A 19,744-nucleotide genomic window follows, 5' to 3' on the forward strand; every position below is an offset into this window, starting at 1 on the left:
CCGGGCTGGACTACTCTCCAGCTGGAGGGCTGCGCCTACCACGGCGCACTTCAGAGCTTCCTTAGAGCGGAGGCGGAATCGCCCGCTCTTGCTTCTACGATTCCCTATTCCCCATTCCCCATTCCCCATTCCCCATTCCCGGCACCTCAGGCACCATGATCCTTTTTGCCGGAGCCGCCCATGATCCTGCCCGCCGTCGAACTGGAGACCAAGCCCAAGCCGCGCCACAGCATCATCTGGCTGCATGGCCTGGGCGCCGACGGACACGATTTCGCGCCGATCATCCCGGAGCTCGTGTCGCGCGAATGGCCGGCGCTGCGCTTCGTGTTCCCGCATGCGCCGGTGCGCCCGGTGACGATCAACGGCGGTGCGGCCATGCGGGCCTGGTACGACATCAAGGGCAGTGACATCGCCTCGCGCCAGGACGAGACCGGGGTGCGCGAATCCGTCGCCCAGCTCGACGCGCTGATCGCGCGCGAACACGACCGCGGTGTGCCGGCCGAGCGGGTGATCCTCGCCGGCTTCTCCCAGGGCGGCGCCATCGTGCTTGCCGGCGGCGTACGCCATGCCAAGCGCCTCGGCGGCGTGGTCGCGCTGTCGACCTACCTGCCGATCCACGAGACCACCGCGGCCGAACGCAGCGTGGCGAATGCGGAACTGCCCATCTTCATGGCCCACGGCAGCCACGACGCGGTCGTGCCGCAGTTGCTCGGCACGCGATCGCGCGATCTGCTGCGCGGCCTCGGCTACCCCATCGACTGGCACAGCTATCCGATGGCGCATAGCGTCAGCGCGGAGGAAATCGCCGACCTGCGGCAGTGGCTGGGGCAGCGTCTCGGCGCATAATCCGGCGCAGTGTCCAGCGCCGGGGAGGGCGCAGGTTGGCCATACCCGAACGCGCCCCGGCCCGTAGCGCCGTCATCGATCCCGCTCACCATTGGCTGCCGAACTTCTGCAGCTGGCCGGTGCTGTTCGCGCTGGTCGTGATCGGCGAGCTGGTCGCGCTGGTGGTCGTGCTGGCCGCCAGCGATGCAAGCATCCCGTCCTGGCAGACATTCGGCACGGCCAGCCTGTTCGTGCAATGGCTGGCGGTGGTCTGGACTGTCTCGCTGTGCAAGGCGCGGCCGCTGCTGCTGCGCCTGGCGCCGTGGATGGGCGAGTTCGCCGCGTACAGCCTGATGCTGGTCACCACTGCGGCGGCGAGCTGGGTCGTATTCGCGATCGACCGCAACCTCAACCTCGGTTTCATCGACGCCGCCGCGGACCAGTGGCGCTTCGTGCTGCGCAACAGCGTGATCTGCGGCCTCATCGGCGGCGCCGTGCTGTGCTACTTCTACGTGCAGGAGCACTGGCGCGAGCGCGTCCACGCCGAGGAGCGCGCGCGCTTCGAGGCGCTGCAGGCACGCATACGCCCGCATTTCCTGTTCAACAGCATGAACGTCATCGCGAGCCTGATCCGCGCGCGGCCAGCACAGGCCGAGGCGGCGGTCGAAGATCTGGCCGATCTGTTCCGTGCCGCGCTCGGGCGAGAGGACGCGCGCGGCACGCTCGGCGAGGAACTGGATCTCGCGCGCGGCTACCTGCGCATCGAACAGCTGCGCCTGGGCGAGCGCCTGCGCGTCGATTGGCGCGTCGACGACCTGCCGCGCGAACTCGAACTGCCGTCGCTGCTGCTGCAGCCGCTGGTGGAGAACGCGGTCTACCACGGCATCCAGCCGCTGCCCGAAGGCGGTGTGGTCGAAGTCGACGGCAGCAACGACGGCGTGACGATCGAGATCCGCGTGCGCAATCCGTGCCCGCCGCCGGCGGCGCGGCGCGGCACCGGCAACGGGGTGGCGCTCAACAATATCCGCAGCCGGCTGGCGCTGCACTACGGCGAGCGCGCGGCGCTGCTGGCCGAGGACCAGACTGGCGCGTTCGAATGTCGACTGCGCATTCCGCTCGCGCGCTGAGCGCGCGTACCGTATGAATGAGTCTTGGCAGGCTGTTGGTTCGACCGGGAAAGAGGTGCGGGTTCCTTTTTCTGCAAAAGGTAAACATGGAGTAGTCATATGCGTGTACTGATTGCCGACGACGAACCGCTGGCGCGCGAGCGGCTCGCTGCGCTGGTCGCCGATGCGGGCGGCGAAGTGGTCGCGAGCGTGGAGAACGGCGAGCAGGCCGTGCAGCAGGCCGACCGCCTGCGGCCCGACGTGTGCCTGCTCGATATCCGTATGCCCGGTCTGGACGGTCTGGACGCGGCGCGCCTGATCGGCGCGCTGTCCGACCCGCCAGCGGTGATCTTCTGCACCGCCTACGACGAGTACGCGCTCAAGGCGTTCGACGCGCATGCGGTCGACTACGTGCTCAAGCCCGTGCGCCGCGAACGGCTGGAACAGGCGCTGGCGCGTGCCGGTCGGCTTGGCGCGAACAAGCTCGACAAGGTCGCCGGTACGCTCGGGCCGCACCGCCAGCGCAGCCACATTTGCGCGCGCGTGCGCGGCAATCTCGTGCTCGTGCCGGTGCAGGACATCCTTTACCTGCAGGCCGAGGACAAGTACGTCGTCGTGCATCATTCCAAGGGGCAGGTGCTGGTCGAGGATGCGCTCAAGGGACTCGAGGATGAGTTCGGCGACCAGTTCGTGCGCATCCACCGCAACTGCCTCGTCGCGCGCGAGCGCATGGCCGGGCTGACCCGCGGCAACGACGGGCGCGTGTTCGTCCGGATCGACGGCAGCGCGGACGTGCTGGAAGTCAGCCGGCGCAACTTGCCGGGGCTCAGAAAGCTCGTGCGCAGCCTTTAGGAGGCCGGGAATGGGGAATCGGGAATCGGTAAAAGCGCGGGGCGGGCCGCCCGCACTCCTTGGCTTCTACGATTCCCCATTCCCCATTCCCGGCCTTCAACCATTCCCCATTCCCGATTCCCGGCCAATGGCCTAGGATGCCGCGTCGTCAGCGATGGCCGGTCATCCATGAAATCTTTGCGTATCGCCACGCGCCAGAGCGCCCTGGCTCTCTGGCAGGCTGAACATGTCGCCGCGCGCCTGCGCGCCGCGCACGCGGACTTGCACGTGGAGCTTGTCCCGATGACCACGCGCGGCGACGAGATCCTCGACCAGCCCCTGTCAGCCATCGGCGGTAAGGGGCTGTTCCTCAAGGAGCTGGAAGTCGCCATGCTCGAAGGTCGCGCCGACATCGCCGTGCATTCGCTCAAGGATGTGCCGATGGAGGTCGAAAGCGCCTTCGCGCTGGGTGCGGTGCTCGAGCGCGCGGACGCGGCCGATGCGCTGGTCAGCAACCACTACCGCACCATCGCCGAGCTGCCGCGCGGCGCGCGCGTCGGCACGTCGTCGCTGCGTCGCCAGTCGCAGCTGCGCGCGCTGCGTCCCGACATCCAACTGGCCGATTTGCGCGGCAATGTGGGCACGCGCCTGGGCAAACTCGATACCGGGCACTACGACGCGATCATCCTCGCCTGCGCCGGCCTCGAGCGCCTTGGACTTGCCCCGCGCATCGCCTGCCGCCTGGAACCGCCGCACTGGATTCCGGCCGTCGCACAGGGCGCGATCGCGATCGAATACCGCAGCGGCGACCGCGCCACGTTGCAGTGGCTGCTGCCGCTCGACGACATCGACAGCGCGCGCTGCACCGGTGCGGAGCGCGCCATGAACCGGCGCCTGCACGGCAACTGCAGCGTGCCGATCGCCGGCTACTGCCGCGAGATCGAACTCGGACTGGAACTCACCGGCCTCGTCGGCGACGCCGCCAGCGGCCGCCTGCTGCGCGCGTCGGCGACGGGAACGCTCGATGAGGGACAGCAGCTCGGCGAGCACGTCGCGCAACTGCTATTCGACCAGGGCGCGGGCGAAATGCTGGGGCATTGATCTGCGTTCGCGCGAGCGCAAAAAAAACGGGCCAGAAGGCCCGTTTTCTTTCTATACCTTACGGCAGATCAGAAGTTGTAGACCAGGTTTGTGGTCATCAGCTGATCGGTCTTCTTCGTGCCCGGCGAGACCTCGGAGTTGTGGCGCACCTGGTAGCCGAGCTTGAGCGCGAGCGTCTTGTTCATGTTGACGACGAGGCCTGCGTCGTTCTGATAGAACGTGTTGTCGGCGCCTGCTTCGACCAGCAAGGTGTTCTCGAAGCCGGTGTTCTCGTTGAAGCGGTGCTTGAAGCCGATCAGGCCGCGGCCGACGATGTCGGATTCGGTTTCGCGAGTCAGGATGGGTTCGAAGCGCTTGTAGCCCGGACCGATTTCGAACGACAGCTCGGTGCGTTCGTTCTTGATCGCGGTATAGCCATAGCCCAGCGACAGCACTGCCTGGTAGTTGAACGGCGAGAAGTCGTCGTTCTCGTAGCGCAGCGCGCCGACGATATAGCTGCGTTCGTCGAACTTGTAGCCGGCCGAGGCACCCGCTTCGTAGCGGTTCGCGGTGTAGTCGTAGCGCGTCACGGCGGTGGGTACGCCGTCGATGGTCTGGATGCTGGTGCTGTTGCCCTTGGCGCGCAGGGCGGTCAGGTAGAAGTTGTCCTTCCAGACATCGTCTTCCTTGCTGAAATTGATCTTGGCGTTGAGGTTTTCGGACTTCGAATTGCCGCGCGAGGCGGCGAAACCGAGTTCGCCGGAACCGGCCCAGCCTCCATCGGCGGAGGCAGCGAGCGGAGCAGCGAGTACGGCGGCAAGCAGGAGTTTCTTCATGGGTTTCACCCTTGTCAGATGGCAGAAATCGGGGGGCGCCGGCGCGAGCTGGAACGCGCACAAACGAGCGCGGGATACTACGGCGACGGATTGAATCCGGTCTGAACCACGGGCTGCTCGCGGCCCGCGCGGGCCGCTTCTGCGCCGAATGCCGCTAGATTCGCTGCGCGCCGTAATAAAGGTTTACAACATGCCGCGCTTCGGCGAAGAACAGCCAGCGCTCGGCGAAGATGCCCAGGCTGCCCAGCAGCAGCGCGAGCAGCGCCAGCGCCGGCGCAAGAGACAGCCAGGTGATTGCCGCGATGATGCACACCAGCGGAAGTCCTAGCCCCGCGACCAGACTGAATGCGCGCAGCTGCGCCGAATGGCGCCGCGCGACCACAAATCCCATTTCTTTCGTAATGTAATTTTGCTCGGTATGCGGCCGCTCGAACGCGCTGACGCTGCCGAAGCCGCCCAGTCCCGTCGCGCTCTCCGCGCTGGCCAGTGGCGGCGCGGTGTCGATGTGGCGCCAGTACAGAAGTTTGACCAGCGTCGCGAGCATCGCGCAGAGCACCACGCCGACGAGCAGCCAGGGCGGCAGGCCAAGGCGATTCCACCCGATCGCGTCGCCGCGCTGCTGCAGTGCGCCCAGCAGCCACAGCCAGAGACCGCCTGCATATGCCGCGAACAGCAGGTAGGCCGGTGCGACCCAGGCGTTGTGCCAGGCCGGGATCGTGCGCAGGCTCGAGTAGATGCGTGCGGTGCAGAACACCGTCGCGATCGCGCCCAGGACGAGCAGCCCGCCGGCGACGCGCAGTGGCAGCGGCCAGTGCGGCGTTTCCGCTCGCGTCAGCAGCCCGGCGCCGAGCGCGAGCACGGGCAGATAGGTGAGCACCGACGCCACCCCTTCGCGCGAGAGCCAGGAACTGCGCCACTGGCTGAAGGCGCGCCAGGCGCGCAGCGGCTGGCCGAGGTGCGCGGTCGAGGCGAGCAGGCCGAGGCTGACGAGCAGCGCGCCGATCGCCAGCGGTGCTGCGGTCGGCCAGAAGCCGTGCGGCCACCAGCCCAGCGCGATGCCGGCGCCGAGCAGGGCAAGCAGGCCGTAGCCGGCGCCCGACACGGTGGTGAAGAAGATGACCGACAGCGCTGGATGCATGGATCGCGAATCAGCCCGTGACGACGGCGGTGCCGGTCACCGTGACCATGAGCATGTCGCCGCCTTCCTTGATCTGGATGGTCTCGTAGTCGAAATCGATGCCGACGACCGCGTTCGCGCCCAGCTCCGTGGCCGCCTCGGCCATGTCCTCGATCGCGGCCTCTTTCGCTTTGCGCAGCACCTTCTCGTAGCTGCCCGAGCGGCCGCCGATGATGTCGCGGATGCCGGCGAAGAAGTCGCGGAACACGTTCGCGCCGAGAATCGCTTCACCGCTGACGAGGCCGAGATACTGGCGGACCGGGTGGCCTTCGAGGGTGGATGTGGTAGTCAGGAGCATTGGGAATTCCTCGGCGCAGCCAGTAAGCCCTCCCCTTCAAGGGGAGGGTTGGGTGGGGATGGTGTTGCTGTGGACGTGATGTTGCCCGGCACAGTAGCGAAGAATTGCGCCCGCGTAGAAGCACAGCGTTTCTTCGCCTTTTTCGCATATCGCCGAACACCAGCCCCACCCATCCCTCCGGCCCGTTGGGCGTTCAGGACGATGAGAACCTTCGGTTCCAGCCATCGTCCTTCACCCCCTTGAAGGGAGGGCTTGAAGCGGCGTCTCGGCTCGGTGGGCATTGCAGCGGACATTCAGCGCGACAGCAACTTGTCGACCCAGCGCAGCAGCGGCGGCAGCTGCTCGCGATCGAGAATTTCTTCGCTCGCGGCGGGCGCCGCATCGGCACCACACCCGTTGCGCCGCGGTCGCGGCGGCAGGTAGCGGTTCACCGGCGCATAGCCGAGTTCGGGCATGAGCGCGACGCCACCGCGTTCCGCGACGAGACGCGACACGGCCGAATCCGCATCACCGAGGTCGCCGAAATGGCGCGCGCGCGTCGGGCAAGCCATGACGCAGGCCGGCTGGCGGTCGCTTTCAGCGAAAGACTCGTTGTAGATGCGGTCGACGCACAAGGTGCATTTCTGCATGACCCCACGCTGTTCGCTGTACTCGCGCGCGCCGTAGGGGCAGGCCCAGGAGCACAGCTTGCAGCCGATGCACTTGTCCTCGTCGACCAGCACGATGCCGTCCTCGGCGCGCTTGTAGCTCGCGCCGGTCGGGCAGACGGTGACGCAGTCCGGCGTCTCGCAATGCAGGCAGGAACGCGGGAAATGCACGGTCATGGCCGGCGCGTTCTGCGCGAAGCCGGTCTTCAGCAACTGCTGCAGGGGGCCGTTGCCGCGCGCGTCAGGCGGCGGCGCCTGTACTTCGAAGCTGTGGACGCGGTTGAACCACACGCCGAGCGGTTCGGCGCCGTAGGCATCCTCGTCGGGCAGCGGGCCGAACTGGCCGCCTTCGTTCCATTCCTTGCACGCCACGGCGCAGGCATGGCAGCCGACGCAGGTGTCCAGATCGATGACGAGGCCGAGCTTCCTGGTCGTGGGCGGCGGCAGCATCGTCATGCGCGCGTGACCTCGATCCGGTGCGGCTGCACCTCGACCTCGTCGGTCGCCTTCTCGATGCGCACGCGCAGGTCGAACCATGCAGCCTGGCCGGTGACCGGATCGGCGTTGGCGTAGCGATAGCCGTCTTCGCGCGGCGGAAGCAGTTCGGTGATGACGTGGTTGAGCAGGAAGCCCTGCTGCGACTCCGGCGCGTTCGCCGCGAGCTTCCAGGCGCCGCGCTTCTTGCCGATCGCGTTCCAGCTCCAGACCGTGCCGGGCTCGGTACCGTTGTGGCAGCGCACCGGCACGCGGATGCGGCCGTGCGGCGATTCGACCCAGGCCCAGTCGTCGTCGCGCAGCCCCAGCGCCTGCGCGGTCTGCGGATGGATGTAGAGGAAATTGCGCGCGGTGATCTGGCGCAGCCAGGCGTTCTGCGAACCCCAGGAGTGGTACATGAACATCGGACGCTGCGTGATCGCCGCGATCGGATAGCGATCGAGATCGGTCTGCTCCCATTCGAACGGCGCGTACCAGAACGGCAGCGGATCGAAATAGCGCGCGACGCGACCGCGCTCGCGCTCGGGCGGCTGCACCGCGCCGTGGCCCTGCGCGGCGAGGCGGAAGCGCTGCAGGCGTTCCGAATACAGCTCGATCACCTGCGCGTGCGTGGAACCGACGAAGCCCAGGCCGCGCGCCCATTCGAGGTAGTCGCGATTGGCCATCTTGTAGTAGCGGCCCGCGACGGGGACGGCCGCATGCCAGAACGCGCCGTGTTCCTTGTAGCGTTCGAGCTGCTGCGGATTCGGTTCGCCGGTGCCTTCACGCAGGCCGTCGCGGCCGCGCCAGCCGGCGAGCAGGCCGACGCCGGGCGCGCGCTCGTGCTCGACCATGTATTGGGCGAAGCCGCCCGGATAGCGCGCCGAACCGTCCTCGCGCAGGCAGCCCGGCAGGCCCAGGCGCGTGCCGAGGTCGAGCAGCACGTCCTGGAACGGCCGCACGTCGCGGTCGGGCGCGACGATCGGATGGCGGATCGCATCGCTGGCGGAATCCGCGTCGGAGATCGGGCGGTCGAGCAGCGAGATGCAGTCGTGGCGTTCGAGGTACGTCGTGTCCGGCAGCACGAGGTCGGCGAATTCGACCATTTCCGACGCGTACGCATCGACATAGATGATGCGCGGGATCTTGTACGCGCCGTCCGCGTCTTTCTCGACCAGCATGCGCCGCGTGCCGGTCGTGTTCATGGCGGAATTCCAGCTCATGTTGGCCATGAACAGGAACAAGGTGTCGATGCGCTGCGGATCGCCGGCGACCGCGTTGGCGATCACGCTCTGCAGCATGCCGTGCACCGCGAGCGGATGCTGCCAGGAAAACGCCTTGTCGATGCGGCGCGGATTGCCCTGCGCATCGACGAGCAGGTCTTCCGGCGCATGCACATAGCCCAGGGGGCCCGCATCCAGCGTGCCGTCGGGCTTGCGCGCCTTGCCCGGGCGATTGGCCGGCGGCACGCCCTTGGGGTACGGCGGCTGGTAGCGGAAGCTGCCGGGCGTATCGATCGCGCCGAGTATCATCTGCAACGAATGTAGCATCCTGCAGGTGTGGAAACCGTTGCTGTGCGCCGAGATGCCGCGCATCGCGTGCAGCGAGATCGGCCGGCCGATCATTTCGTCGTGGGTGCGGCCCCAGGCGTCGGTCCAGCGCACCGGGAGGCGGATTTCCTCGCGGAAGGCCGCGTCGGCGATTTCCTTGGCGATGCGCCGGATCGTCGCCGCGTCGATGCCGCTCTGCGCGGCCGCCTGCTCGGGCGAATACTCGGCGCCGAGAAAACGTTCGGCGAACAGCTGGAACGCGGGCACGGCGCGGCGTCCGTCCGGCAGCGTGTACTCGCCAACGATGACCGGCGCGATGTCGATCGCATCGGCCTGCGCGGTCTGACCGTCGCGCGTCCGGCACAGCGGCTTGCCGTCGGCGTCGCGCGCGATCAGGCCGTCGTCGGCGCCGCCGGGATGGCGTACGACGAGATGGTGCGCGTTGGTATAGCGCACCAGATAGTCGAAATCGATCCAGTCGTTGCGCAGCAGCTCCTGGATCAGCGCGCCGACGAACAGGCCGTCGGTGCCCGGGCGTATGCCGAGCCACTCGTCGGCGATCGCGGCGTAGCCGGTGCGCACGGGATTGATCGCGAGCAGCTTGGCGCCGCGCTGCTTGAGCTTGCCGAGGCCGAGCTTGATCGGATTCGAGTCATGGTCTTCGGCCACGCCGAACATCATGAGATAGCGCGTGTGTTCCCAGTCCGGCTCGCCGAATTCCCAGAACGAGCCGCCGAAGGTATACATGCCGGCCGCGGCCATGTTGACCGAGCAGAAACCGCCGTGCGCCGCGTAGTTGATCGTGCCGAACTGCTGCGCCCACCAGCCGGTCAGTGCCTGCGACTGGTCGCGGCCGGTGAAGAACGCGAGTTCATCCGGATTGCGCCGGCGGATCTCGCCCAGCCAGCGCGTGGCAAGCGCCAGCGCCTCGTCCCACTCGATTTCCTTGAACTCGCCCTTGCCGCGTTCGCCGACGCGCAGCAGCGGCTTCGTGAGCCGCGCTGGCGAGTAGTGCTGCATGATGCCGGCGGAGCCCTTGGCACAGATCACGCCGCGGTTGACCGGATGATCCGGGTTGCCCTGGATGTAGCGGACCTTGCCGTCCTTGAGGTGCACTTTGATGCCGCATCGGCACGCGCACATGTAGCACGTCGTCGTCTTGACGTCGTCGCCGACCGGTTCGTGCAGTTTCAGGCTGGCATGAGTCATTCGACGGTCAGCGGCAGGCAATGCGGCAGTGCAGGGCGCGAATGGTAGCGGAGCCGTCACGCAAATGCGCAGTGCGACCCGGTTATGCCATGCCGGCGCCCGCGTTTCGCCATAACCGGCGCCTAGCCTGCGCGGCATCTTTCTGCGAGGAAAACCGCCATGACGCACTGGTATCGCCTGAGTCTGGTCGTGCTGCTGCTGGCGCTGTCCGCGCCCGGCGTGCACGCGGGCGAAAGCTGGGAGCTGCATCCGGAGTGGGCGGACGAGTTCAAGGCCCAGTCCGTCAGCGGCACGATGCTGGTCTACGACGAGAAGGCGCAGCGCTATCACGTGCTGGACCGTCGGCGCGCCGAGACTGCCTTCGCGCCGGCATCGACGTTCAAGATCTTCAACGCGCTGACCGCGTTGGAGACCGGCGTCATTGCCGACGAACACGTCACGCTGAAATGGGACGGCACGGAGCGCTGGGTCGCGGACTGGAATCGCGATCACGATCTGGCCAGCGGCATGAAGTACTCCGTGGTCTGGTTCTACCAGGAGATCGCGCGACGTATCGGACAGCAGCGCATGCAGGCCTGGATCGACAAGGTGGGCTACGGCAACCGCGACATCAGCGGCGGCATCGACCGGTTCTGGCTGGGCAAGGGTGGACTGCGCATCAGCGCGGTCGAGCAGATCGCTTTCCTGCGTCGCCTCGCCGACGGCACGCTGCCGTTCTCCGCGCGAAGCCAGGACCTCGTCCGGCGCATCACGATCGCGGAGCAGGGCGACGGCTATGTGCTGCACGCCAAGACCGGCTGGAAGCAGGTCGAGGGCGAAGCCGACCTCGGCTGGTACGTGGGCTGGGTCGAGCGCGATGCGCGGCGCTGGTTCTTCGCGTTGAACATCGACATGCCCAACGCCGCTGACGCAGCCAAGCGCGCGATTCTGGCGCGCGTGATTCTCGAACGCGCCGGTGCGCTAGAAAAATCCGCTGCGCTCGCAAAATAGGGAAACCGTCACTCGGGCGCCGCCGGTCTGCGCGACGAACCGGTGCCTCAATCCAGCCGCTTGCTCACGCGCGTCACCGCGATGCCGAGCATCACGGCGCTGAACACGGCCAGCGCAACCATCTCGATCCACAGGTCGGCGAGGGTCGCGCCGCGCAGCGCGATGCCGCGGATCAGGCGCAGGAAGTGCGTCATCGGCAGGATCTCGGCGAGCCACTGCGCGGCGCGCGGCATGCCGGCATAGGGAAACATGAAGCCCGACAGCAGGATCTGCGGCAGAAAGGTGAAGAACGCGAGCTGCATGGCCTGGAACTGGCTGCGCGCGAGCGTGGACAGGAATACGCCCAGCGCGAGACTGGCGATGATGAACAGCAGCGCGGCCAGATAGATCTCCAGCAGGCTGCCGCGCACCGGCACGTCGAAGATCAGCTTGCCGAGCGCGAGCACGAGCGTGACCTGGACGAGTCCGATCCCAACGAAGGGCAGCACCTTGCCGAGCGTGAGTTCCCATGGCGATACGGGCGTGGCGATGAGCATTTCGAGGTTGCCGCGTTCGCGTTCGCGAACGAGCGCCATCGCCGTGAACATGACCATCGTCATCGTCAGGATCACGCCGACGAGCCCGGGCACGGTGTTGACCGGCGCGCGGCGCTCCGGGTTGTAGAAGTTCACGACTTCCATTCCCGCTATCAGGCCCGTTTCGCTGCCGCGCAGGCGCGCGAGCGGATAGGCGGCGAGCTGGCGCGCGGCCTGTTGCACGACCTGGTCGGAGCCGTCGACGACGAGCTGCACCGCCGGACGATCGCCGCGCTCGAGGCGGTTCTCGAAATCCGCCGGGATCACGATGACCACGCCGACGCGGCCTTCGCGCATCAGATCGTCGAGCTGCTGCGGCGCGGACAGCGCATGGCGCAGCGTGATGACTTGCGACGCGGCGAGTTCGGCCACGAGTTCGCGCGAACGCGCGGTATTGGCCTGGTCGAGCACGGCCGCGTCGAGGTGGCGGATATCGAGATTGATTGCGAAGCCGAACAACAGCAGCTGCATGGTCGGTATGCCGACGATCATGGCGAAGGTGAGGCGGTCGCGGCGCAGCTGGCGCAGCTCCTTGAGCACGATGGAGAACAGCCGGCGCAGGCTCATGCGGCTGCTCCTGTTGCGCCTGCTCCTGTTGCGGATGTCCCCGCCGCGACGCTCGCGGGCTTGCGCGTCGCGGCGACGAAGACGTCTTCGAGATTGGGCTCGCCGCGGCGCACCTGCGCGTCGACACCCGCCGCGCGCAGGTGCTGCGCGAGGCTGTCGCTGTCCCAGGCCGTGCTCGCGGCGAGCACGCGCAGCTCGGCGCCGATCTGGGCCAGCGCGACGATGCCGGCTTGCTGCTGCAGCGCCCGTTGCGCACGACGCGGTGCGGCGCAATCGACGAGCCATACCACATAGGGCAGCGCGGCGCAGAGTTCGCGCGGTGCGCCGTCGGCGACGAGGCGGCCCTGGTCGAGGATCGCCAGGCGATGGCAGCGCTCGGCTTCGTCCATGTAGTGCGTCGAGACGAGGATGGTGGTGCCGGCGTCGGCGAGTTCGAACAGCGAATCCCAGAATTCGCGGCGCGACTGCGGATCGACCGCGCTGGTCGGTTCGTCGAGGAACAGCAGTTCCGGTTGGTGCAGCACCGCGCCGGCCAGCGCGAGGCGCTGCTTCTGCCCGCCCGACATCGTGCCGGCGAGCTGCTTGCGCCGGTCGTTGAGCCAGTAGCGCGTCAGCAGGTCATCGATGCGCGTACGTGCCTGCGCACGCGGGATGTCCTGCACGGCGGCGAGGAATTCGAGGTTCTCCAGCACGGTGAGATCTTCGTACAGCGAGAACTTCTGCGTCATGTAGCCGATGCGGCGCTTGAGCTGTTCGGCCTGCTGCGGTATCTGCAGGCCAAGCACCTGGATGTCACCCGCACTCGGCGACAGCAGGCCGCATAGCATGCGGATCGTGGTCGACTTGCCCGACCCGTTGGGACCGAGAAAGCCGTAGACCTGCGATCGCGCGACCGTGAGGTCGACGTTGTCGACGGCAACGAGATCGCCAAAGCGGCGCGTGAGTCCGCGCGCCTGGATCGCCGCTTCCGCGTTCATGGCGCTTCGGCCTCGGCGGTCAGCGGCAGGCCGGCGGGCAGGTCGGATGGCTGAGGTGCGTTCGCGCAATCGTCTGCCGCGCACAGCTGCAGCAGCGCTTCGGCGCGAAAGCTCAGTCGGTTGGCGTCGTCGCCGCTGAGGGCGTAGTAGGGCGTGAATGCCGCTTCGCTGCGCACGGCGCGCACGCGTGCGGAATAGGCCTGCGCAACGCCGGAAATGCGCACGCGCAGCATCTGGCCCGGCTGCAGTGCGGCGCGGCGCGGCGCCGGTACGAACAGGCGCGCATAGGGCCGGTCGCCGATGAGCAGCGAGACCACGCCGGCGCCACGCGCCGGCTGGTCGCCGAGCTTGTACGGCAGCGCATCGACGCGGCCGGCCTGCGGCGCGCGCACCTCCAGGCGTTCCAGGTTGATACGCAGCTCGTTGACGCGCGCCTGGGCTGCGTCGACGGCCGCGTCGGCCTGGTCGAGCTGCTCGGGCCGCGTGCCGTTGCTGAGTTCGAGCACGCGCGCCTGGCTCGCTGTGACCTCAGCGCGCGTGGACTTCAGCGCGGTGTCGCGGCGGTCCAGCTCGGCCTGCGCGACGAGACCCTTGCGACGCAGTTCCGCGGCGCGTTCGCGCTCGCGCTGCGCATCAATGCGGGTGGCCTCGACGCGGGCGAGATCGGCACGCGCTGCGGCGAGGGTCTCGCTGCGTGTGCCGTGCTGGAGTTCCGACTGGGCGGCGCGGGCACGGCGCAGTTCGGCTTCTGCCTGGGCGAGCTGCGCCTGCGTGCGGCGCGGATCGAGCTGCAGCAGCAGCTGGCCGGCGCTCACCGTGTCGCCTTCGTGGACCGCAATGCCGATCACCGGTTCGGCCGCTTCGGCCTGTACCGCGATGCGGTCCCATTCGAGCGTGCCGAGCAGCGGAGGCGGCAGCGCGTCGCGGCTGCACGAGGTCGCGAGCGGAAAAACCAGCAAAACAGCCAACCGACGAAACGTGGACAGGGTGCCGTTCCGGTTCGGGAAGGGCCGCAGGAAATCAGGGCGCATCGGGAAGCTCCAGGCCGCGCAGCACGAGCGCCAGCACATGCCGGCGCAGCACGTCGGTGGTGATGTCATCGCAGGGGTAGATCGCGCGCCAGATCGGCTGCGCGGCGAGCGGAAACACGGTCAGCCCGATCAGCGACACCATCAGCAGGCGCGGATCGATGTCGGGATTGATCTGTCCCTGGTGCTGCGCCTGCTGCACCACCTCGCGCACGCGGTGGGCCACGACCGGCGCGACACGCTCGATCAGGCGCCTGCGCAACAGGCCGCTTTCGTTGAGCACTTCGCGCAGCCACAACTGGGGGAACCACGGATTGGCCGACAGCAGTTCGAGCATCGTGCCAACGAAGTCCTCGACCGCGCCGCGCAGGCCGCGGTCGTTGCCGGCGAGGCGCTGGCCCAGCACTGCGGACAGCGGCTGCAGGCGTTCGTCGACGATCGCGTCGACGAGTTTGTCCTTGCTGCCGAAGTAGTAGTGGAGCAGCGCGGGCGTGACCTTCGCCTTGCGCGCAATCAGCGTCAACGGTGTCGCCGCGATGCCCTGCTCGGCGAACAGGCGCAGGGCCACGTCGAGGAGAAGGGCGCGGGCGTCGTTGTCGAGGCCCGGGCCGGTGCTGGCGGCCGGGCGGCCGCGACGGCGCGGCGCGGCGATGGGTGGGGTGGGCGTCTTTGGCATGATGCGTAATTTAATTGATGATCAATTTAAATATCAAGTCGGGCAGACTTTGAAAGTCGGGAGTCGGGAGTCGGGAGTCGGGAGTCGGGTTGCGCGCTTGGACCAGACTCCTGAAAAACCATGCGCTCGCGCCAACCATGCGCGTAGACCTTGTGGACACGCGCTGGGAAACGATCGCATCGCCGACAGCGGCTTCGCTCTGTTCGTTGGTCCTCGGTCTCGTCGCCGCGCCGGCGCAAGCATGGCTCGCCCGGTCGCTTTGAATCGCAGCGATCGCCTTTTCCGGCCAACTGCTGCTGCGGCAAGGTGCCGCGTTCCGCCGTGTGCAAGGTGCGGCGAGAATGGGGCCGACACCACTGGCCGAGGTCTGCTTGCCGCGTTTCCTGCTATTGCCGGGCCTGGACGGCACCGGCGAGCTGTTGCGCGATTTCGCCGACAGGCTCGCTCCGCTCGGACCGGTCGAGATCCTGCGCTATCCCGTCGACCGTCCGCGCGATTACGAAGCCCTGTGTTCGGAACTCGCGGCGCAGGCGCAGATCGATCGCGACAGCGTCGTGGTCGCCGAATCGTTCGCCGGGCCGCTCGGCATCGCGTTGGCGGCGCGCGCCGCGGTGCCGCCGCGCGCGCTCGTCCTGAGTGCTTCGTTCGCCGTGAGTCCTCTGCCGTGGCTGCGCCGGCTCGCGCCCCTGACCCACTGGCTGCCGGTGCACGGCGTGCCGCGGCGTCTGTCCGACGCGCTGCTGCTCGGCCGCTGGGCGACGCCGCGCTGGTCGTCGCGGCTCGACGCGGCGTTGCGCCAGGTGCCGGCCAACGTGCTGCGCGCGCGCCTGCGCGCGGCGCTGCTGGTGGATTGGCGCCACGAATTGCGCTCGCTCGCGTGTCCCGTGCTGTACCTGCAGGCGACGGCCGATCGCGTGATTCCAGCCTACGCTGCCCGCTGCATCGAGGCGCAGCGTGCCGACCTGGTCCGCGTGCGTATCGAGGCACCGCATTTCCTGCTGCAGGCTGCGCCGCACGCCGCGGTCGAGGCGATAGCGCGCTTCCTGGGGTCGCTGCCTGGCGATTGAGCGCGGCGGATTCCCGTCGTCACGGTGATCTGCCAAGCTCGACGCTTCCACCAGCCTTCGCCCTATGACTACGCCGTCCTACCTCGCCGCCGCTTTCTGCGCCCTGGCGTTCGCGCTGGCGCTCGCGTTCCGCCGTCATCGCGCCGCGCAGCTGCTCGCGGCGACGTCGCTCGCCGTCGGCGTGCTGTCGCTGCCGCCCGGCAGCGGCGTTCTCGCAGACCGCGGCGCGTCGGCGGTGACGCTGTTCCTGCCCTGGTGCTGGTTGCTGGCGCTGCTGCTGCCCGAGCCGCCGCTGCGTTCGCGCCGCATGCTCGCGTTTGCGCTGGTGCTGGCGCTGGCGGTCTGGCTCACGGCGATCGCGCCGGCGCATGTCTGGAGCGCATTCGAACAGGCCTTGCCGCTGGGCTGGCTGGCCTGGCGGCCGGGACGCACTGCCTTGGTGCTGAATCTGCTCGCGGTCGCGATCGCGGCCGGCCATTGGGTGTACTGGCGCCGGCCGCTCGATGCGGCGATCGCGTCCGCACTGCTGCTCAGCGCCGGCGGCTGGCTGCAGCTCGCCGGAATCGGCCTCCACGGCTGGCTGCTGGCCGGCGCGGCGGTCATGGGTCTGGGCGTGGTCTATTCCTCCTGGCGCCTGGCCTTCCTCGATGCGCTGACCGGCCTGCCGAACCGCCGTGCGCTGGACGAAACCCTGGCGCGCCTGTCGGGCGACTACGCTTTGGCCATGGTCGACGTCGATCACTTCAAGCAGTTCAACGACAAGCATGGCCACGACGCCGGCGATCGGGTGCTGATCGCGGTTGCGCGCAGCCTCGCGCAGACGCGCGCCGCGCAGGCGTTCCGCTTCGGCGGCGAGGAGTTCTGCCTGCTGTTCCGCCGGCCCGAACTGGCCCAGGCCGCGTGCGAGGACGCGCGCGCCTCGATCGAGGCGCTCAAGGTCGATCTGCCACGCAAGCCTGCCCCGGCCAAGGGCGCTGCGAAAAGCGCCGGCAAGAGCGCCGGCAAGAGCGCAGCGCCAAAGCGACAGCCTGCGGTGCAGGTGACGGCCAGCATCGGCGTGGCCCCGCGCAGCCCGGCGCGGCGCGGCGTGGACGAGGTGCTCAAGGCCGCCGACCAGTGCCTGTACAAGGCCAAGGACAAGGGGCGCAACCAGGTCGTCGCGACGGCGTGAGCCAGTCGCTGCTGAGAGATTGATCACGTACGCGACCGTTTAGCGTGGTATCGACCGGGCCGCTATCCTGCCGCGGCATTCAAGGGGTGATCGATGGCGAAGACAAGCTGGAAGCGGCAACTGGCCACGCTGTGTCTGACACTGCTGCTGAGCGTGCCGGCCGCGTACGCGCTCGATACGGACAAGCCGCTGGGTGATGGCGAAGGCTGGCTCGTCGTCATCGTCGACAACAGCGCTTCCATTTCGTCGATCCGCCTCGACGGCCCCGGGTTGCTCGGCGACGATGTCGTCAAGAATCTCGGCAGCGGACGCAACCTGCGCGTCGTCCGTGCGAAAGCAGGCAACTACCGCTGGTCGATGCTCACGCGTGTCGATGGCTATCACAAGATACCGCGCGACGCGCAGTTCGAATTCACCGTCGTTGCCGGAAAGCTCAACTATCCCGGCGATTTCGCCGTAGAGGCCAGCGGACTGCGCACGGTGCGCTATCACCGCTCCAATCGCGGCCTGCAAGCTCTGATGGGGCTCGACCAAAGCCACAAGGGACTGCGCGACAAGTACGAGTGGCGCAACGATCTGCCGTCGCCCGACCCGTTCATCGAATTTGCCGCGCCCCGCCTGACCCCAGGGATTTCGTCCGCACTGCAGGCTTCGAGCGAGGCGGACGCGACGCGATGGCGCACACGATCCGTCAGCGAAGCGTTCGTCGGCGTGTTCAATGAAATCTATGCGCTGCCGCGGGCGATGTGGCCGTCAATCAGCCCCGACGGTGCGCTGCTCGCTTACAAGGAACGGCGTGACGATCTCGAAGTGGCGATGGTCGTCGATCTGGCCACCGGCGAAATGCTCGCCGTCAGCGGGGTTCCCGGCACCATCGATCAGCTGGCCTGGGCCAGCGAGCGTGCGCTCTATATCGGCGCCCTGGTGGATACGGCCAAGGTCATCGCGCGCGCCAAAGGAAAGCGCGCGACGATTCCGCTCAACCTCGGGCACGGTCTGGAGCTCGTGCGCTTCGGTTTCGGTCCGCTGGATGCGAAGAACCTGACCCGGCTCTGGTTGCCCGGGGCGGTCTGGGTCGCCAATCCGCTGTCCGACGACGCGACGCGAGGGCTCATCGTGCGTGGCGACAGTACGGGAGAGTTTCACGTCTACGCGCTCGACGAGAACGCACGCCGCTTCGACATCGCGAATTTCCGCAGCGCGCAGCAGCTCGACAAGGGCATCGACAAAGCACTGGATTTTTTTGCCGATAAACGCGGCGTGCTGCGCGCGGCGCTCGTCGCCGGTGAAGACGGTGCCCGCTCGCTGGCCGTGCGCGGAGACGACGGCAAGTGGACGATCCACCCGGCACTGCCGCAGAACATCACCTTCAAGCCACTGCAGTTGACCCCCGATGCCCGTCAGCTCGTCGTGCTGACCGATCATGCGCGCGATCAGACTGAACTGGCCACGGTCAGTCTGGCCGACGGCGCGATCGGCCCGACCCTGCTTGCTGAGCCGGGTGCCGATTTCGTCGATGGCGTGTTGCGCCGGCGTGACCGTCGTGTCATCGGCGCGCAGTTCTATCGCAACGGATCGCTGCAGACGCGATTCCTCGCCGGCGAAGACGATAGTCAGCTCCGTGCGATCGGAAAATCGTTTCCTGGCGCGGACCTGTTCCTCGTCGATGACAGTCGTGATGGCAAGCGTCTCGTGGTCCTGGTGCAGTCCGAAGGCGAGCGCGGCACTTTCTATCTCTACGATCACGACAAGCGACAGCTCGAGAAGCTCGTAGACGTGTTCGACCCGCTCAGCAAAGCCACGTTGGCCGTGTCGAAAAACTTCACGGTCACGGCGCGTGACGGCCTTGCCATCGACGCGTTCCTGACCTTGCCGGTCGGCACGCGCGATCCGGCGCCGCTCGTCGTCATGCCGCATGGCGGTCCTATCGCGGTCAGCGACCGACGCGAGTTCGACGCGACCGTACAGATGCTGGCCAACAGCGGATTCGCGGTGCTGCGCGTCAACTACCGCGGCTCCGGCGGCGCAGGCCGCGCCTTCGCGCGCGCTGGCGAAGGTCAGTGGGGACGCGAAATCGAGGACGACGTCGATATGGCGGTGGATCATGCGCTCGCCGAGTTTCCTCTTGACCGATCGAGGGTCGCGCTGTGGGGCTCCAGCTATGGCGGCTATTCCACGCTGATGGGATTGATCCGCGAACCGGACAAATACCGTTGTGGCGTTGCTGTCGCTGCTGTGACCGACCTGCCGTTGCTGTTCAGTTCCAGCGACTGGAGTCGCATACCCGAATCGGTCGCGCGTATGCGCCGGATCGTCGGTGATCCGCAGACGTCGATGGCTCAGTTGCGTGAATACTCGCCTGCCTATCAGTACGAGCGCCTCAAGCAACCGATACTGCTGATCCACGGCACCGATGACGCGCGCGTCGTGTTCGAACACGCCTGGCGCCTGCGCACGCTGCTGGTATCGGCCGGGCGCGCGCCTGCCTGGCTGCCGCTGCCTGGTGCCGACCACAGTCTGTCGCGTACGTACGACCGGCTCGCGATGCATGCGGCTGGCGATGCATTCTTGCGTGAATGCCTGAACCCTGCGGCCGAGGCCGGCAGCGCGGCGGCGAAATCGCCGCCATGAGGCAGAATGACAGCTGACTACCCGTGGAG

Annotated in this window: 17 protein-coding genes; 8 read left to right on the forward strand and 9 right to left on the reverse strand. The window is 67.7% G+C overall.

Going from position 1 to position 19,744, the window contains the following annotated elements:
• Nucleotides 1-180 precede the first annotated feature (180 nt).
• The 4 genes from RUU78_RS21970 (at nucleotide 181) to hemC (ending at nucleotide 3,863) form a co-directional block, all read left to right on the forward strand.
• Nucleotides 181-846, forward strand: coding sequence for an alpha/beta hydrolase (locus RUU78_RS21970; RefSeq protein WP_313919883.1), 666 nt, complete (start codon nucleotides 181-183; stop codon nucleotides 844-846).
• A 35-nt stretch (nucleotides 847-881) separates the two neighbouring features.
• Nucleotides 882-1,952: a sensor histidine kinase gene (locus RUU78_RS21975; protein WP_313919885.1), complete on the forward strand. Its 1,071-nt coding sequence runs from the start codon at nucleotides 882-884 to the stop codon at nucleotides 1,950-1,952.
• A gap of 99 nt (nucleotides 1,953-2,051) precedes the next feature.
• Nucleotides 2,052-2,783: a LytTR family DNA-binding domain-containing protein gene (locus RUU78_RS21980; protein ID WP_313919887.1), complete on the forward strand. Its 732-nt coding sequence runs from the start codon at nucleotides 2,052-2,054 to the stop codon at nucleotides 2,781-2,783.
• A gap of 168 nt (nucleotides 2,784-2,951) precedes the next feature.
• Complete coding sequence (gene hemC / locus RUU78_RS21985) at nucleotides 2,952-3,863, forward strand: hydroxymethylbilane synthase (protein WP_313919888.1); 912 nt, start codon at nucleotides 2,952-2,954, stop codon at nucleotides 3,861-3,863.
• Between the two features lie 68 nt (nucleotides 3,864-3,931).
• Here the strand turns inward: hemC and RUU78_RS21990 are convergent, their stop codons facing one another.
• The 5 genes from RUU78_RS21990 to RUU78_RS22010 form a co-directional block, all read right to left on the reverse strand.
• A complete protein-coding gene (locus tag RUU78_RS21990; protein WP_313919890.1) occupies nucleotides 3,932-4,678 on the reverse strand; it encodes a DUF481 domain-containing protein in 747 nt (248 codons plus the stop codon).
• Between the two features lie 154 nt (nucleotides 4,679-4,832).
• A complete protein-coding gene (locus RUU78_RS21995; RefSeq protein WP_313919892.1) occupies nucleotides 4,833-5,816 on the reverse strand; it encodes a DmsC/YnfH family molybdoenzyme membrane anchor subunit in 984 nt (327 codons plus the stop codon).
• A 10-nt stretch (nucleotides 5,817-5,826) separates the two neighbouring features.
• The gene (locus RUU78_RS22000) at nucleotides 5,827-6,153 is read right to left on the reverse strand and encodes a YbjQ family protein (RefSeq protein WP_313919893.1); all 327 of its coding nucleotides are present in this window, start codon (nucleotides 6,151-6,153) and stop codon (nucleotides 5,827-5,829) included.
• A 293-nt stretch (nucleotides 6,154-6,446) separates the two neighbouring features.
• Nucleotides 6,447-7,256, reverse strand: a complete 810-nt coding sequence (locus RUU78_RS22005; RefSeq protein WP_313919895.1) for a 4Fe-4S dicluster domain-containing protein — start codon at nucleotides 7,254-7,256, stop codon at nucleotides 6,447-6,449.
• A complete protein-coding gene (locus RUU78_RS22010) occupies nucleotides 7,253-10,033 on the reverse strand; it encodes a molybdopterin oxidoreductase family protein (protein WP_313919897.1) in 2,781 nt (926 codons plus the stop codon). The genes RUU78_RS22005 and RUU78_RS22010 overlap by 4 nt, the downstream gene beginning before the upstream one ends.
• Before the next feature lie 159 nt (nucleotides 10,034-10,192).
• Between RUU78_RS22010 and blaOXA the strand changes: the two genes are divergently transcribed.
• Nucleotides 10,193-11,023: a class D beta-lactamase gene (blaOXA, locus tag RUU78_RS22015; protein WP_313919899.1), complete on the forward strand. Its 831-nt coding sequence runs from the start codon at nucleotides 10,193-10,195 to the stop codon at nucleotides 11,021-11,023.
• A 47-nt stretch (nucleotides 11,024-11,070) separates the two neighbouring features.
• Here blaOXA and RUU78_RS22020 read toward each other — a convergent pair whose 3' ends face one another.
• Genes RUU78_RS22020 through RUU78_RS22035 form a run of 4 tightly spaced genes read right to left on the reverse strand, consistent with a single transcriptional unit; the run spans nucleotide 11,071 to nucleotide 14,846 of the window.
• Nucleotides 11,071-12,165: an ABC transporter permease gene (locus RUU78_RS22020; protein WP_313919901.1), complete on the reverse strand. Its 1,095-nt coding sequence runs from the start codon at nucleotides 12,163-12,165 to the stop codon at nucleotides 11,071-11,073.
• Nucleotides 12,162-13,124 (reverse strand): ABC transporter ATP-binding protein, encoded by a 963-nt coding sequence (locus RUU78_RS22025; protein ID WP_313919921.1) that lies wholly within the window; start codon nucleotides 13,122-13,124, stop codon nucleotides 12,162-12,164. The genes RUU78_RS22020 and RUU78_RS22025 overlap by 4 nt, the downstream gene beginning before the upstream one ends.
• 14 nt (nucleotides 13,125-13,138) lie before the next feature.
• Entirely contained in the window at nucleotides 13,139-14,173 is a 1,035-nt protein-coding gene (locus RUU78_RS22030; protein ID WP_313919902.1) for a biotin/lipoyl-binding protein, read from the reverse strand.
• The gene (locus tag RUU78_RS22035; protein WP_313919903.1) at nucleotides 14,163-14,846 is read right to left on the reverse strand and encodes a TetR/AcrR family transcriptional regulator; all 684 of its coding nucleotides are present in this window, start codon (nucleotides 14,844-14,846) and stop codon (nucleotides 14,163-14,165) included. Before RUU78_RS22035 ends, RUU78_RS22030 begins: the two co-directional genes overlap by 11 nt.
• Before the next feature lie 341 nt (nucleotides 14,847-15,187).
• On the opposite strand from RUU78_RS22035, the gene RUU78_RS22040 reads away from it, so the two are divergent.
• The 3 genes from RUU78_RS22040 (at nucleotide 15,188) to RUU78_RS22050 (ending at nucleotide 19,715) form a co-directional block, all read left to right on the forward strand.
• On the forward strand, nucleotides 15,188-15,913 hold the full coding sequence (locus RUU78_RS22040) for an alpha/beta hydrolase (RefSeq protein WP_313919904.1): 726 nt from the start codon (nucleotides 15,188-15,190) through the stop codon (nucleotides 15,911-15,913).
• A gap of 64 nt (nucleotides 15,914-15,977) precedes the next feature.
• On the forward strand, nucleotides 15,978-17,084 hold the full coding sequence (locus RUU78_RS22045; protein WP_313919905.1) for a GGDEF domain-containing protein: 1,107 nt from the start codon (nucleotides 15,978-15,980) through the stop codon (nucleotides 17,082-17,084).
• A 93-nt stretch (nucleotides 17,085-17,177) separates the two neighbouring features.
• Nucleotides 17,178-19,715 (forward strand): prolyl oligopeptidase family serine peptidase, encoded by a 2,538-nt coding sequence (locus RUU78_RS22050; RefSeq protein WP_313919907.1) that lies wholly within the window; start codon nucleotides 17,178-17,180, stop codon nucleotides 19,713-19,715.
• The last annotated feature ends 29 nt before the right edge of the window (nucleotides 19,716-19,744 follow it).

The sequence above is a fragment of the Tahibacter sp. genome (genome assembly GCF_032229445.1).
Taxonomy (GTDB): Bacteria; Pseudomonadota; Gammaproteobacteria; order Xanthomonadales; family Rhodanobacteraceae; genus Tahibacter.

What these genes read in the sequence shown, in the direction of transcription:
- RUU78_RS21970 (WP_313919883.1), top strand. Translation starts at nt 181, where the DNA reads ATGATCCTGCCCGCCGTCGAACTGGAGACCAAGCCCAAGCCGCGCCAC.
- RUU78_RS21980 (WP_313919887.1), top strand. Translation starts at nt 2,052, where the DNA reads ATGCGTGTACTGATTGCCGACGACGAACCGCTGGCGCGCGAGCGGCTC.
- hemC (WP_313919888.1), top strand. Translation starts at nt 2,952, where the DNA reads ATGAAATCTTTGCGTATCGCCACGCGCCAGAGCGCCCTGGCTCTCTGG.
- RUU78_RS21990 (WP_313919890.1), bottom strand. Translation starts at nt 4,678, where the DNA reads ATGAAGAAACTCCTGCTTGCCGCCGTACTCGCTGCTCCGCTCGCTGCC.
- RUU78_RS21995 (WP_313919892.1), bottom strand. Translation starts at nt 5,816, where the DNA reads ATGCATCCAGCGCTGTCGGTCATCTTCTTCACCACCGTGTCGGGCGCC.
- RUU78_RS22000 (WP_313919893.1), bottom strand. Translation starts at nt 6,153, where the DNA reads ATGCTCCTGACTACCACATCCACCCTCGAAGGCCACCCGGTCCGCCAG.
- RUU78_RS22005 (WP_313919895.1), bottom strand. Translation starts at nt 7,256, where the DNA reads ATGACGATGCTGCCGCCGCCCACGACCAGGAAGCTCGGCCTCGTCATC.
- RUU78_RS22010 (WP_313919897.1), bottom strand. Translation starts at nt 10,033, where the DNA reads ATGACTCATGCCAGCCTGAAACTGCACGAACCGGTCGGCGACGACGTC.
- blaOXA (WP_313919899.1), top strand. Translation starts at nt 10,193, where the DNA reads ATGACGCACTGGTATCGCCTGAGTCTGGTCGTGCTGCTGCTGGCGCTG.
- RUU78_RS22020 (WP_313919901.1), bottom strand. Translation starts at nt 12,165, where the DNA reads ATGAGCCTGCGCCGGCTGTTCTCCATCGTGCTCAAGGAGCTGCGCCAG.
- RUU78_RS22030 (WP_313919902.1), bottom strand. Translation starts at nt 14,173, where the DNA reads ATGCGCCCTGATTTCCTGCGGCCCTTCCCGAACCGGAACGGCACCCTG.
- RUU78_RS22035 (WP_313919903.1), bottom strand. Translation starts at nt 14,846, where the DNA reads ATGCCAAAGACGCCCACCCCACCCATCGCCGCGCCGCGCCGTCGCGGC.
- RUU78_RS22040 (WP_313919904.1), top strand. Translation starts at nt 15,188, where the DNA reads ATGGGGCCGACACCACTGGCCGAGGTCTGCTTGCCGCGTTTCCTGCTA.
- RUU78_RS22045 (WP_313919905.1), top strand. Translation starts at nt 15,978, where the DNA reads ATGACTACGCCGTCCTACCTCGCCGCCGCTTTCTGCGCCCTGGCGTTC.
- RUU78_RS22050 (WP_313919907.1), top strand. Translation starts at nt 17,178, where the DNA reads ATGGCGAAGACAAGCTGGAAGCGGCAACTGGCCACGCTGTGTCTGACA.